This is a genomic window from Salegentibacter sediminis (assembly GCF_002078605.1).
GTDB classification, from domain to species: Bacteria; Bacteroidota; Bacteroidia; order Flavobacteriales; family Flavobacteriaceae; genus Salegentibacter; species Salegentibacter sediminis.
Window position 1 is genome coordinate 17,477 of record NZ_MSJR01000007.1, and the last position, 13,676, is coordinate 31,152.

General features: G+C 40.8%; 9 protein-coding genes and 2 tRNA genes. 3 read left to right on the forward strand and 8 right to left on the reverse strand.

All coding sequences use genetic code 11. The features are described 5' to 3' along the window. Positions 1-16: 16 nt before the first annotated feature. From BUW93_RS10900 to BUW93_RS14955, 6 genes are all read right to left on the reverse strand, one after another. Positions 17-2,482, reverse strand: a complete 2,466-nt coding sequence (locus BUW93_RS10900; RefSeq protein ID WP_081211739.1) for a hypothetical protein — start codon at positions 2,480-2,482, stop codon at positions 17-19. A gap of 122 nt (positions 2,483-2,604) precedes the next feature. After that, positions 2,605-3,654 (reverse strand): LacI family DNA-binding transcriptional regulator, encoded by a 1,050-nt coding sequence (locus tag BUW93_RS10905; protein WP_081211740.1) that lies wholly within the window; start codon positions 3,652-3,654, stop codon positions 2,605-2,607. Between the two features lie 455 nt (positions 3,655-4,109). Continuing rightward, positions 4,110-4,195, reverse strand: a tRNA-Leu gene (locus BUW93_RS10910). Between the two features lie 46 nt (positions 4,196-4,241). Beyond that, positions 4,242-4,314, reverse strand: a tRNA-Gly gene (locus BUW93_RS10915). A 156-nt stretch (positions 4,315-4,470) separates the two neighbouring features. After that, complete coding sequence (gene mutS / locus BUW93_RS10920) at positions 4,471-7,059, reverse strand: DNA mismatch repair protein MutS (protein WP_081211877.1); 2,589 nt, start codon at positions 7,057-7,059, stop codon at positions 4,471-4,473. A 189-nt stretch (positions 7,060-7,248) separates the two neighbouring features. Continuing rightward, positions 7,249-7,395 (reverse strand): hypothetical protein, encoded by a 147-nt coding sequence (locus BUW93_RS14955; RefSeq protein WP_157893317.1) that lies wholly within the window; start codon positions 7,393-7,395, stop codon positions 7,249-7,251. 127 nt (positions 7,396-7,522) lie between these two features. Between BUW93_RS14955 and BUW93_RS10925 the strand changes: the two genes are divergently transcribed. Continuing rightward, positions 7,523-8,065, forward strand: a complete 543-nt coding sequence (locus BUW93_RS10925; RefSeq protein ID WP_081211741.1) for an RNA methyltransferase — start codon at positions 7,523-7,525, stop codon at positions 8,063-8,065. An 11-nt stretch (positions 8,066-8,076) separates the two neighbouring features. Here BUW93_RS10925 and folK read toward each other — a convergent pair whose 3' ends face one another. Continuing rightward, positions 8,077-9,210 carry a 2-amino-4-hydroxy-6-hydroxymethyldihydropteridine diphosphokinase gene (folK, locus tag BUW93_RS10930; RefSeq protein ID WP_081211742.1) on the reverse strand — a complete coding sequence of 378 codons (1,134 nt, stop codon included), beginning with the start codon at positions 9,208-9,210 and terminating at the stop codon, positions 8,077-8,079. A gap of 107 nt (positions 9,211-9,317) precedes the next feature. Here folK and BUW93_RS10935 point away from each other — a divergent pair, with 107 nt between their 5' ends. Both BUW93_RS10935 and BUW93_RS10940 read left to right on the forward strand, forming a co-directional pair. Then, a complete protein-coding gene (locus tag BUW93_RS10935; RefSeq protein ID WP_081211743.1) occupies positions 9,318-10,022 on the forward strand; it encodes a queuosine precursor transporter in 705 nt (234 codons plus the stop codon). Between the two features lie 22 nt (positions 10,023-10,044). Continuing rightward, the gene (locus BUW93_RS10940; RefSeq protein WP_081211744.1) at positions 10,045-12,732 is read left to right on the forward strand and encodes an AsmA-like C-terminal region-containing protein; all 2,688 of its coding nucleotides are present in this window, start codon (positions 10,045-10,047) and stop codon (positions 12,730-12,732) included. Between the two features lie 78 nt (positions 12,733-12,810). On the opposite strand, the gene BUW93_RS10945 is transcribed toward BUW93_RS10940, so the two are convergent. Beyond that, positions 12,811-13,605: a DUF2797 domain-containing protein gene (locus BUW93_RS10945; RefSeq protein WP_081211745.1), complete on the reverse strand. Its 795-nt coding sequence runs from the start codon at positions 13,603-13,605 to the stop codon at positions 12,811-12,813. Between the last annotated feature and the right edge of the window lie 71 nt (positions 13,606-13,676).

The window sequence follows — 13,676 nt, forward strand, 5'->3', positions numbered from 1 at the left end:
TTAGTAATCCAGTATGTTAGTATTTATTTTCTTTTCTAAAATCAGGGTCCATTTCAGGCTTTCTATTCCCTACGAATTCATTAGCCATTAGAATAAAAACATTCCAGCTAAGACCTTTGGTAGACGGCCACCATTCATCATAGGATTCCCATTTGGTTGGAATAAATTCCTTGCTGTAAGGCCAATTCGGATTAAGATTTTTTTCTGCCCATAATCGATTCTCCATTCGTTTCTTCGCGGGCTTCCAACCGTGCCAATATCCTACCGCATATGCCGTATATTCTGCTCTTAGCCAACTACCCCCATTATAATAAAACCCGTCCCTACTGTTATCTCCGTAATTATTAGACCCAAACTCCCCAAAAGGCTGATAATTTTCATCCATATATGTATATCCCTTTTCGTCATTAGTTAACCTAACAATAATTGGGGCCGTTGTTCCTATCTCAGGATGCACAGAATTTTCAACCTTATTTAATGCTGGAATCTGATCTAAATGATTTTGAACCATTTCATTAGTAAGCATAGGCTTTTCAAAAACCCAAAGTGACAGGAATTCAGGAACCAGGTCGGTAACACTTATAAGATCTGGGTAATTAGAATCAAAGAGTAAATGCTTCCTATCCTTATCATAAAAATTTCGATACTCCTCTTCCGCCTTTTTTACATAGTCTTCTTCTATTTCCAGACCCAGAGCTTGAATGGCCTTAAGTGCAACCGCAAACATTCCCTGATTTGCAGCCATTCGTTCTGTCTTTGGATGGTATTCCATAACGTCTACCTGACTCATTGAAAAATGCGAAGCACATTTCCCATCCCGGTTTTCATCAAACTCATTTAATATATAATCTGCCGCAAGTTGAATTTTCTCTTGTGGTAATTCAACGCCAAATCTTCTTTTATTCAACAACCCCCAAACCAACCATTCTATAGTTGCTTCATTATCTTTGGCTTCAACAGATCCCATATAAGGAGTGATTATAGTTCCTATTGCACCCTCCGGAGTTTGTGTGGCCGCCCATTGATTCCAGATTGAAACATTCAGTTCTTTATTGTATGTAGAGATTACAGACCAAAAAGAATCCCTGTTGTACATATCCGGAGAATAATTCAGATTGGGCACATTAAAAGGTTTTTCATCATCAATTGAAGTTATCCAGGTCATCATTTGAAAATTAGCATACAGCATTTTTTCTACTTCTGTCCCTTCGAACCCCATCCCTTCAGCCAGCTTAACCTGAGAAGAAACCTTGAAATCCTTCTGATCCTTCCAGGGCCTCATAAAAACATAGGTAACTTTTTCAATAGTATCTCCCATTGGCAGCCTATTATAATCGAATCGGTAAGGTTCATGTTCCTGTATTTTTAGATTTTTAATGTTAAGAGATCCACTTAAGCCATTGGTCCTTCCTATAAACATTTTAACATCTTCCGCTTCTGTATAAGGCACCATAACACTCGCCTTAAATTCCTGCCAACTATCTTTCTCTAAAGGAAACCCGTCGATATATTTTATGCCGTGTTCCAGTTCAGATCCTTCAACTCCATTTTTATAATTATATAGTTTCAGAGCCAGAGGCATGTCCCCTTTTGCAGAAAATGAAATGCTGTAAATTTTTTGAGGTTTCATCCCAGACAGAAATTCTATTCCAGCCTTTTCCCCTTTAGGAAAAGTCATTTCAATAAGGGAATCCTTTTGCTTTAGCTTTAAATTTCCGGTTTTAGAAAACAAATCCGGAATTGGCAATTCTGAGCTTTCACCATGGTCTAAATTTAGAGCTTCTCCATATGTGTATTTGATATAATGTTTCCCATTATCCTGCTCTTTTGGGGTTGCTGTCGAAAGTAAATTTGCATCTGGTAATATGCGCATTCCTACCATTCCTCCGCCCCGACCTGAAAAACGTCTCCTTGTGGTTCTGGTAAAATTGTTTTGGTACCCCGGGTTTGTTAGAAAACCAACTACCTCATCCTCATTAGTAATAAAACCCGCTGAAGGATATAATTCATGAACCATTCCTCCTTCAAAATTCCCATATTCAAAACTCACATATTTCTGAGGCGTAAAGGCAGGTATATTAGTGAAATCTACAGAATAGTAGAAATTAGGAATGGAGTTCTGACTAATTCTTAAAGTTTTTTTGATCAGGGATGGACTTACTTTTTCATATTCTACTTCGGAATACAAATTAGAATCAAAATCCTTTAGATATTGGGCTTTCTTTAAAATAAATCCTTTTACCGTATTTTCATAGGAAGCAGCCTTCCAGTTTTCAATCTTAAAACTTACACTTCTATCTAAATTAGAGAGTTGCAGATTGAATTCTCCTTGATTTCCTATTAACTCATCCGTCCCATCCAAAATTTGAACAAAATAACCGGTTTCTCTATCTCCCTTAATTTCGAAATCCAAATTCTGGGAATAACCAATACTGGAAAAAATTAACAAACAAAAACCTAAGAGTAGTGATTCTAATCGCATAAACAATAATTAAACTAGTCGAAAACGGTTTAGTAAAACGTTTTACTAAGCAGCTAATATAAAAAGCTAAGCTATATCTACCAAATTATTTAACAAGTTTGAAAAATTAGAATTATCTAATCTTAAGGATTGGAGCTTTCTTTATTTAATTGATGTAAGGATTCCCTTACGATTAATTCTCCTGGTAAAGCTTTTGTAAAGAAATGCCTCCTTTCTTTTTTTGAAGCAAGAATTTCAAGAGTTCCATTTATAAGTTCTTTGGCTAAATCAGAAATTGGTTGAGCGATTACACTTATAGGTGGAGAATAAAGCTCAAACACATCTCTTTCGTCAAAAGATATTATAGCCAGGTCCTCAGGGATTTTAATTTGTTTTTCACGAATTACCCGTAAACCATTAATTGCAAGATTATTAGTGGCAAAAAGGATTGAATCTATCTTGGGATTTTCATTCAGAAAATTTCTAATGGCGTTCATCCCCCCTGGGGTTTTTACCTCGTTAAATTTTAAAAATAATTCATACGTAGGTAAATCAAAATTTTTGATCGCTTCTAAATATCCTTCATGCCTTTCAACCAACGGGGATAATTGTGAATCTATTCCCACAAATGCAATATTTCTTCTTCCCGATTCATAAAATCCGGCCACTGCTTTTTGAGCTCCCTCAAAATTCTCAAGGATTACATAATTATGCTTGAAATTTTTAAAATATCTGTCAAAAACCATCACATTTTGATGCTCTTCATAGATCAGATTTTTAAGGTCTTTCTCAAAATTCTCAGGAGGGGTTATTATAAATGCATCTACTTGCCTGTCTTTAAAAAGAGAAATAAGTTCTAAAGTTCTATCTCGATCGTTTTCGGTGCTGCAGTAAATAATATTGTAGCCATTTTTGAAAGCGATCTCTTCCATTTCTTTTGCAATGGCGGAGAAAAAAGGGTCTGAGATATCCTCCACCATGAATACAATAGATTTGGATCTACCAGTTCTTAATGATTGAGCCGATGAATTAGGTTTGTAACCAACCTTCTCAATATAATCTTCAACCTTTTTTATTACCTCTTTACTAATCCTATTTTCTGCTTTTTTATTAATAATGAAGGAAATCGTAGTAATGGAGATCCCCAATTCCTTCGAAATATCCTTCATTGATATTTTTTTATTTCGCTTCATTATTTCGGAGTTTTTCGGATTAGAGTATAAGAGAAAAGTTAAGCTGGAATAGAAATTAATTAGAGCAAATGTATAAAATTGAAATTACCCATATCTTTTCCCATTAAAGGCTAACATTTTTCTGATCCTTATATTTTCATATCTAGGTTCCAGGCATCGAAGGAATGAATCTCTTCAAAAGTACACTCTCCTACCACCACCGCAGCCCATGCCAAATTCATTTTGGTAAAGACGGGGATCTATAGTGATGTTTGGTTTTAAACCGTCTTTTCAAAAATGAAAGGAGGTTCTTTTGGCAGAAAAGCCCCGGAATATTCCCTTTAAGTTATATAAAAACCAATCTGCCTGGAAATCTATCGAATGAAATTGTATAAAATCAAAATATGGTTTGGCAACCAGAAATAAAAAAACCCGTAACGCATTGATTAACAACGCAATTACAGGTTTTTTTTAAGTACTCGGAGCGGGACTTGAACCCGCACGACCGTTGCTGGTCATTGGATTTTAAGTCCAACGTGTCTACCAATTCCACCATCCGAGCGAAAAACAAAACCCCGATAAACCGGGGTTCATTTTCAATATTTCTGAGCGAAAAACGGGATTCGAACCCGCGACCTCCACCTTGGCAAGGTGGCGCTCTACCAACTGAGCTATTTTCGCGTTTTAAAAGAACTACCACGATTTCAATCGTGATCGCAACTGCTATTGCGGATGCAAATTTAATATAAATCTTATAATGTCAAAGTCTTTTCAATAAAAAAGAATCGAGTTTTTGAATCAAAAAAACTAAGCGCTTAAGCTTCAATGCATCCGCACTTAAGTTCTGGCCTTTTTAGCCTTCCCGGCCAGCATTCGTTTAATTTCATTTAGCTTCATCAGCGCCTCTACAGGAGTAAGCGTATCTATATCTATTTGAAGCAGTTCCTCCTTGAGTTCCTCCAACAGCGGATCGTCAAGATTAAAGAAACTCAGCTGCAGCTCGTCTTCAGCCGATTTCTTCAGAATCTCACCCGAGTCTTCCATAGAATGGGATTTCTCCAGCTTTTCCAGGATCTTGTTCGCCCGATGCAACACCTGCTGCGGCATCCCGGCCATCCTGGCCACGTGTATCCCAAAGCTATGTTCACTGCCTCCCGGCACCAACTTCCGAAGAAAAAGCACATTGTCTTTCAACTCTTTTACCGAAACATTGAAGTTCTTGATGCGCTCAAAGGTATCGCACATCTCGTTTAGCTCGTGGTAATGGGTTGCAAACAGGGTTTTTGGCCTGGCAGGATGCTCATGAAGATATTCACTAATGGCCCAGGCAATCGATATTCCATCATAGGTACTGGTTCCTCTACCAATCTCATCGAGTAGCACCAGGCTACGCTCTGAAATATTATTAAGAATACTGGCCGTTTCGTTCATCTCTACCATAAAGGTCGATTCGCCCATAGAGATATTATCACTGGCCCCCACCCGCGTGAAGATCTTGTCTACCAATCCTATTTCAGCCGCTTTCGCCGGTACAAAACTTCCCATTTGAGCCATAAGTACGATCAAGGCGGTTTGCCTTAAAATAGCAGACTTACCACTCATATTGGGCCCGGTAATCATAATCACCTGCTGGTTTTCCCTATCCAGGTGAAGGTTGTTGGTTACATAATTTTCGCCAATTGGAAGTTGCTTTTCGATTACGGGATGCCTGCCCTCGCTGATCTCCAGCTCATAACCATCCAAAATCTCAGGTTTACAGTATTTTTCGGTCCCTGCCTGGAGCGCAAAAGAAGCCAGGCAGTCCAATCGGGCGATAAGCTGCGCATTTTGTTGCACGGGCTGAATATAATCGCCCATCCACTGTACCAAATGTGCAAAAAGCTTTTGTTCCAGATGCAGGATCTTTTCTTCAGCACCAAGGATCTTAGCCTCATATTCCTTCAGCTCTTCCGTGATATAACGCTCCGCATTTACCAGGGTCTGTTTTCGAATCCACTCTTCGGGCACCTTATCTTTATGCGTATTGCGCACCTCGATATAGTAGCCATACACATTATTGTTTCCGATTTTCAAAGAGGAAATTCCAGTAGCGCGGGTTTCCCGCTCCACCATATTATCGAGGTAATCCTTACCCGAAAAAGCGATCTTCCGCAATTCATCCAGTTCTTCTGAAAAACCTTCTTTAATGCAATTTCCTTTTAGAATATTCACGGGCGCCTCCTCATTAAGGCTCTGCCCTATTTTCTCCCGAAGTAAATTACAATCGTGAAGCTGGTCCCCGATAATCTTAATCGCTTCATTCTCCGATTCCAAAGCCAGGGCTTTTATAGGCACCACAGCATCTAATGAATGTTTAAGCTGATTTACTTCCCGCGGACTTACTTTGGTGGTTGCGACCTTGGAGATAAGGCGCTCCAGGTCACTTATTTGTTTTATATGCTGTTGAATTTTCTCCAGAACTTCCGGATTTTCCAGAAGAAACTCCACCACCTGATGTCGTTGTTTGATCTTCTCGGTATTCTTCAGAGGAAGAGCCAGCCAGCGCTTCAGCAGCCTCCCTCCCATCGGGGAAATAGTCTTATCGATCACATCCAGCAAGGTCACGGCATTGGCTGCGGTAGAGTGATAAAGCTCGAGATTTCTTATGGTAAAACGGTCCATCCACACATATTCCTCCTCAGCTATTCGGTTAACCGAATTTATATGCTGAAGTTTATCGTGGCGGGTCTCGTCCAGGTAATGCAGTACGGCACCAGAGGCAATAATTCCTTCTTCCAGGTGCTCTACCCCAAAGCCTTTAAGAGACTTGGTGTTAAAATGCCCGTTTAAGGTTTCGTAAGCAAAATCAGATTTAAAAACCCAGTCATCGAGATAAAAACAGTGAAAATCATGCCCAAAGGAAGCTGCAAAATCCTTCTTGAATTTCTTCTGAATCAAAACCTCACTGGGGCTGAAATTCTGTAATAACTTGTCTATATATTCAGGATTGCCCTGAGCGGTCAGGAATTCGCCGGTAGAAACATCGAGGAAGGAAACCCCGAGGATCTTTTTTCCGAAGTGTACCGCACAAAGAAAATTATTCGATTTACTTTGCAATACCTCATCGCTCATGGCAACCCCGGGCGTAACAAGTTCTGTAACGCCGCGTTTTACAATGGTCTTGGTCATTTTCGGGTCTTCCAACTGATCGCAGATCGCTACCCGTTCCCCGGCCTTCACCAGTTTTGGCAAATAAGTATTCAGGGAATGATGCGGAAACCCGGCCAGTTCGGTACGTTCACTGCCGTTGTTACGATTGGTACATACAATATTTAGAATTCGGGCGGTTTTCACCGCATCTTCCCCAAAAGTCTCATAAAAATCGCCTACCCTAAAAAGCAACAAAGCATCGGGATACTTCGCCTTAATAGCGTTGTACTGCTTCATTAAAGGGGTTACTTTAGGCGATTTTTTTGCTGACACAACTTTGAGGTTTAGATAGCTGCTAAAATAAACATTCTGGCTGCGACTTTAAAAAAAATGAAAATTCTTGTGGAAAATTTATCCACAGGTAGTAAGCCGCTCAAGTCAGCGTTAAAAAGTAGAGGCTATGATAGAAAAATTAGTCCGAGGAGTTTAATCACACCTGTTTTCGCAGTATCTATCCTTACCTGCTTCATAACCTTTTTTAATTTCGTCACGATTTACAAAAGCGAAGATTAGAAATAGTATAATTATGCCTCCCAGGAAGGATAATACCTTGCGATCTCTTTGTTTACTCATTAGAAAAGTGAATTTTAGTAAGTTAGTAGTTTTCTAAAATAAGACATTTTTCCTAAAGCTCTTAAAATTATCCGGGCTTGTATAAAAGGCTTTCCTCGTTGCTTCTAAAATCCCTAATTTTGACCCTATGCAAAACCGGAAATTAAAGAACAGCGAACTGGACCGTAAAACGCTAGAGGAATTCAAAGAAGCCAGCAAGACTCCTATAATCGTGATCCTGGACAACATCAGGAGCTTAAACAATGTGGGGTCGGTTTTTAGAACTTCAGATGCCTTCCTGATCGAAAAGATCTACCTCTGCGGAATCACGGCCCAGCCTCCTCATAAAGACATTCAGAAGACAGCATTGGGCGCCACCGATACTGTAAGCTGGCAATATGCTGAAGATGTTTTGGATATCGTGACCCAACTTCAGCAGGAAGGCGTAAAAGTATTCGCCATAGAACAGGCTGAGGGCGCAGTGATGCTGGATGATTTTAAACCGGAAAAAGGAAAAAAACTGGCAGTGGTCTTCGGCAATGAGGTAAAAGGGGTGCAACAAAAAGTAGTTTCGGCAAGCGATGGGATTATTGAAATTCCGCAGCTGGGCAGTAAGCATTCCTTAAATATAGCCGTTAGCGTAGGTGTGGTGCTTTGGGATCTATTCTCCAAAATTAAAGCCGTAAAATAAGAAGGTTTTTCTTAAGTTCCTACTTCTATCTCACTCAGAAGATCTAGATAATCTTTGCGCTTATTCACAAAATCTTTCTCTGAGATATCGATGATCTGAACTTTTAGCTTGGTTTGTGATTTTATAAAACTCAAATAAGATTTGTTGATCTCCACCAGGTAATCGGGTTGGATATTCTGCTCGTAGTCCCTACCTCGATTTTTGATATTTTCCAGGAGGCGATCAGTATTCTGGTAGAGGTAAATGTAAAGATCGGGTTTCACCAATTCTTTGTACATAAGGTGAAACAACTTGTGGTAGAGAGAGTATTCATCTTCGTGCAAGGTGATCTTAGCGAAGATCAGCGACTTGAAAACGTCATAATCTGAAATCACAAAATCCTTGAAAAGATCATATTGAGCAAGGTCATCGGCCAGTTGCTGATAGCGATCGGCCAGAAAAGACATCTCCAGAGGAAAAGCATAACGCTCTTTATTCTCGTAGAATTTTGGCAGGAAAGGATTGTCCTTAAAGCGTTCCAGGATGAGCTTGGCATTAAAATCCTGGGAAACCATCGTGGAAAAACTGGTCTTTCCCGCCCCGATATTTCCTTCAACAGCGATATAGTTACAGTCGGTAAATCGGAATTTCCTGTTCGGAATCATCAGTTTCTCCTCGATAGGCGTAACTTCATCAGCATCATTAAGCTGCTTCAGCATTTTTTCAATAGAAATATTCAGCACGGGATGGATCTCCTTGCTGGCGATATCGGCCAGAGGCTGCAAAACAAAACACCGCTTATGCATATGCGGATGCGGCAGGATAAGATCTTCAGTATTGATAATCTCCTCTTCCATCATCAGGATATCCAGGTCTAAACTGCGATTCTGGTAGTCTTTGGAATCGCTACGCAATCTGCCTGCCTGGGTTTCAATCTTCAACAGCTTCTTAAGCACTTTTTTTGCCGAAAAACGCGTGGATACAGCGATACAGGCATTAAGAAAGTCGTCTCCTTTAAAACCCCAGGCAGGAGTGCGGTAAATTTTAGAGATTTGGTGTATATCACCAATCTCTTCGTAGATGCTGTTGACGGCCTGTTGAAGCAGGCCAAAACGGTCGCCAAGATTGCTTCCCAGCGCTATATATACTAACTTAGGGGGTTTCAAACTGAATTAAGAAAATTTTAATAAGGGTTTAGCAGTAAATTTCACAGCAAATTAAGCAAAACAAAACCACATACCCTTAAATTTGTTAGAAGACTTAACAAAAAAATTTGACAGAACTTTACCCGAAAGACAGGCTTGCGGCACAGCGTATTTATTTGATTTTGGCGGGCTTGTTTATCTCATCCCTGGTGGTTTCCAACCTGATCTTCCAGAAATTTTTTTCCTGGGATTTTTTCGGGTTGTACACCTTTGAGATATCTGTGGGAATTCTGCCTTATCCCCTTACCTTCCTCATCACCGATATCATTAGTGAGGTGTACGGTAAGAAAAGGGCTAACCAGGTGGTGACCACCGGAATTTTCGCTTCGTTCTTTTCCTTACTATTAATCTATGTGGCAGATGCAGTACCAGCCACCGAGTGGTCACCTATTGGCGACGCTCTTTTCACCAGGGTTTTTGGAGCTACCGCTATTGCTGTTCTTGCGTCTATGATCGCCTACCTGCTGGCACAGTATATAGACATTAGTATCTTTCATTTCTGGAAGCGACTAACCAAAGGCCGGCATTTATGGCTACGGAATAACTTTTCGACCTTTCTGTCTCAGTTTGTAGATACGTTTTCGGTCTTGTTTTTGCTTAGCAGCTTTGGAAAGATCGAATGGGAACTCTTTGGCGCCCTGCTCCTTAGCGGTTTTCTTTTTAAGGTGATTGTAGCCCTGCTGGACACCCCGTTGCTCTATGCATCGGTTTATTTACTGAGAAGACGCTTTGGGATGAAGTGGGGAGAAGAATTTAAAGAATTGGAATTTTAGTTTTGATAAATATTCATCTAATATGAAAAAAGTATTCAAAATAATCGGGATAGTCATTTTGGTAATCCTCGTAATTCTTATTGCAGCCCCTTTTATATTTGAGGCGCAGATCAAAGATTACGTAAAAAAGACCATCAACCAAAACGTGGATGCCCGCGTGGAATTCACCGACATCAATCTTAGCTTGCTACGAAGTTTTCCACAGGCTACCGTAGTGATCAAAGATATTAGCGTAATCAACAACGAACCTTTTGAAGGCGACACCCTGGCCCTTGGGGAGGAATTGCTTTTGGAAATGTCTATTAACGAGTTATTTAAAGGCAGTGAAGAAGCCAAACGCCTCGACCAGCTCAAGCTTAATAAGGCTTATATCAATATCCTGGTAGATTCTCTGGGCAATAACAACTATGATATCGCCATTGAAGATACCACCAGTACTGCAGATTCAACTGCCGGTTTCAGTTTTGATCTGAAACACTACGAGCTTAACGACAGCAGAATTAAATATTGGGATGAGGGACAAAACCTGCTGTTGGACATAGAAGACCTGAATCACGAAGGCACGGGAGATTTTTCTCTTGCGGAAAGCGAACTGGACACAAAATCTGATGCTCTTGTTTCACTGGATTATGACGGGGTGAATTATTTAAACAGAAACAAGCTTGCCCTGGATGCGGTGATACAAATGGATCTGGAAAATATGCGTTATACCTTCCTGGAAAATCAAGCAACCGTGAATCAGCTACCACTTAACTTTGAAGGCTGGGTGCAGGTAAACGAAGACAACAACGAAATGGATATTAGTTTCCAGACGCCTTCTTCAGACTTTAAAAACTTCCTGGCGGTAATTCCTGAAACCTATGCAAAGAATATTGAAGATGTAGAAACTTCAGGAGATTTCGTGGTAAACGGAAGGATACACGGGATTGTAGATGAGACCTATATTCCGAAAATAGACATCAGGGCCCAATCCAGCAACGCGAGATTTAAATACCCTGATCTTCCGAAAAGCGTAGACGATATCAATATTGACCTGAAGATTTTAAATGAGTCAGGGCTTGTAAATGACACCTACCTAACTTTTGATGATGTAACTTTTAGAATTGACCAGGACAGGTTCAGCACGAATGGAAGCATAAAAAACCTGATGGGCAATATGCTGGTAGATATGGCGCTGAAAGGAACGATTAATCTTGCCAGCCTGGAGCAGGCTTATCCGCTCGAGCTGGAACAGGACCTTAACGGAATTCTCACCGCCGACCTGACCACGCAATTCGATATGAATTCCATTGAAAAAGAACAATATCAGAATGTGAATAGCCAGGGTACGGCCAGCATCAAAAACTTCAGTTATAAATCCCCTGAAATTCCCAACGAAGTGAAGATAGCCAATGCCAATATGAGCTTTAACCAGGGTAATGTAAATGTTCCTGAACTTAAACTCACCACTGGCCGCACCGACCTCACGGCCTCGGGGGAAATCCAGAATTTAATGGGCTTTCTCTTTACCGAGCAGAACCTGAAAGGTAATTTCAGGGTAAACTCAAATACTTTTGCGATAAACGATTTTGTAGTTGCGGAAACCCAGGAGGTGCAAACCGAAGATCCTGAAACCTCAGCGAAAAAGACCCAAAAGGTCCAGACTGGCCGGGAAGCGGTGAAGATTCCATCTTTTCTGGATACCGAACTTGCCTTTAACATAGGTACCCTTATCTATGACGATCTAGAGCTGAAAAATGCTAAGGGAAATATCATTTTAAGAAATGAAACGGCTACTCTACAGAATATTTCCACGGAAATTTTCGACGGAAGCATTGGGCTAAATGGGAATGTCTCCACTAAAGGCACGACCTCAACCTTTGAGATGGATCTGGACCTAAACGCCTTGAATATTGCTGAATCCTTTGCCAGCCTTGAAACCTTACAGGCCCTGGCTCCGGTAGCCCAGGCTTTGGAAGGCAAGTTGCAAACCAATTTGAAACTGAAAGGTAGTCTTTATGACGATCTTACTCCGCAATTACAAACAATTGCCGGAAATGCCCTGGCTGAAATACTAACCGCCGATGTTGACCCTGCGAAATTACCGCTGCTTTCCAGACTGGACCAGCAACTGGAATTCATAGATTTGGACAATATCGACCTGAGCAAATTAAAAACCTATCTTACCTTTAAGGATGGAATGGTAGAGATACAGCCTTTCGATTTTGATATTAAAGGGATAAATGTTAGGGTTGATGGAAGCCATGGCTTTGATATGAGCATGAATTACAATCTCAATCTGGATATTCCTGCCCGCCTACTTGGCAATCAAATAAGCCGAAGTCTAAGCAGTTTAAGCGGCGAGGAACTTAGTGAGATGGTGGTTGCTCTGCCAATCGGCCTAAAGGGTACATTCCAGAATCCTCAAATCAATATCAATATGGAACAGGCTGTTAGTCAGTTGACCCAACGTATAGTAGAGAAGCAAAAGGAGAATCTAAGACAACGTGGCGAACAGGCAATAAGAGATGTAATAAGCGGCAGAACCGGACAGCAACAAAAAACCGACACCACTGCCACCAGTGATACCACGGCAAGGCCGACTCAAACCCCAAAAACCCGAGACACCACAGCCACCCAGGAACAACAAATGAAGGAAGCCGCAAGAGACATTCTGGGAGGAATTCTAAGGAAAAGAACGACCAAAAAGGATACTACTAATGAGCAGTAATTAGTATTGAATATTTTGTTATAAAGACAGGCCGGCATTTCAATGTCGGCCTGCTTGTTTTTATTCTTTATTTAAAAGCTATTTCACCTGTAGCTCCACCACAAAGCCTTCATGACCTCGTACGTTAAAAACGGTGCCATCTTCAAAAAGCAGGTACTGGCCTTTGATGCCTTTTAGCACGCCTTCATAGAATGGAGTCTTCCCCAGGTTAAGAGTTTTTACCTTTCTGGGAAATTCCAGTACCGGAAATTCTATCTCGGTTTCTTTATTATTGGCCAGGTAATATTCCCGGGCTTCTTCGGGGATATATTGTTTCAGGTTTTCACGAATCTCCGCCAGGTCCAGGTCTAATACATCATTAGTAAGCATTTTACGCCAGTTGGTTTTATCGGAAACGTGGCTTTTTAAAGCAACCTCTGTGATCCCGGCGAGGTAGCGGTTGGGAACTTCCACTATTTCAATAGCTTCGTGAGCACCCTGGTCTATCCACCGTGTAGGGATTTGAGACCTACGGGTTACCCCTACTTTTACATCGCTGGAATTTGCCAGATAAACCACGTGGGGCTGTAATTGCGCTCGCTTTTCGAATTCCAGATCGCGGTCTTCTTCATCGAGATGAGCTTTACTAAGCTCGGGACTAATTACCCAGTCGCCTGCCTGGGGAATAGAATTAAAACAATCGTAACAATAGCCCTGTCGGAAGATCTTCTTCTGCAAGCCACAGTTAAGGCACTGGTACCTAAGAAAATTAATACTTAAGCGCTTCCCCAAAAGCTGATTCATATTGATGAAATCATCTTCAAAAATAAGGTAATACTGTACCTTATCGGTAATTTCGGTTCTCATTTTTGTAAGCACACCTTCGTATCTCATATATTTTTCTGTATTTTTAACCGAAGTTGATTTGCAAGCTTCTCAGTTTAGACTAATTTTAACCGGCCAAC

Bases quoted from the DNA above. Each gene is read 5' to 3' on its own strand.
- BUW93_RS10945 (WP_081211745.1), bottom strand. From the start codon at position 13,605: ATGAGATACGAAGGTGTGCTTACAAAAATGAGAACCGAAATTACCGAT.
- BUW93_RS14955 (WP_157893317.1), bottom strand. From the start codon at position 7,395: ATGAGTAAACAAAGAGATCGCAAGGTATTATCCTTCCTGGGAGGCATA.
- BUW93_RS10900 (WP_081211739.1), bottom strand. From the start codon at position 2,482: ATGCGATTAGAATCACTACTCTTAGGTTTTTGTTTGTTAATTTTTTCC.
- BUW93_RS10905 (WP_081211740.1), bottom strand. From the start codon at position 3,654: ATGAAGCGAAATAAAAAAATATCAATGAAGGATATTTCGAAGGAATTG.
- BUW93_RS10925 (WP_081211741.1), top strand. From the start codon at position 7,523: ATGCAAAACCGGAAATTAAAGAACAGCGAACTGGACCGTAAAACGCTA.
- BUW93_RS10940 (WP_081211744.1), top strand. From the start codon at position 10,045: ATGAAAAAAGTATTCAAAATAATCGGGATAGTCATTTTGGTAATCCTC.
- mutS (WP_081211877.1), bottom strand. From the start codon at position 7,059: ATGAAGCAGTACAACGCTATTAAGGCGAAGTATCCCGATGCTTTGTTG.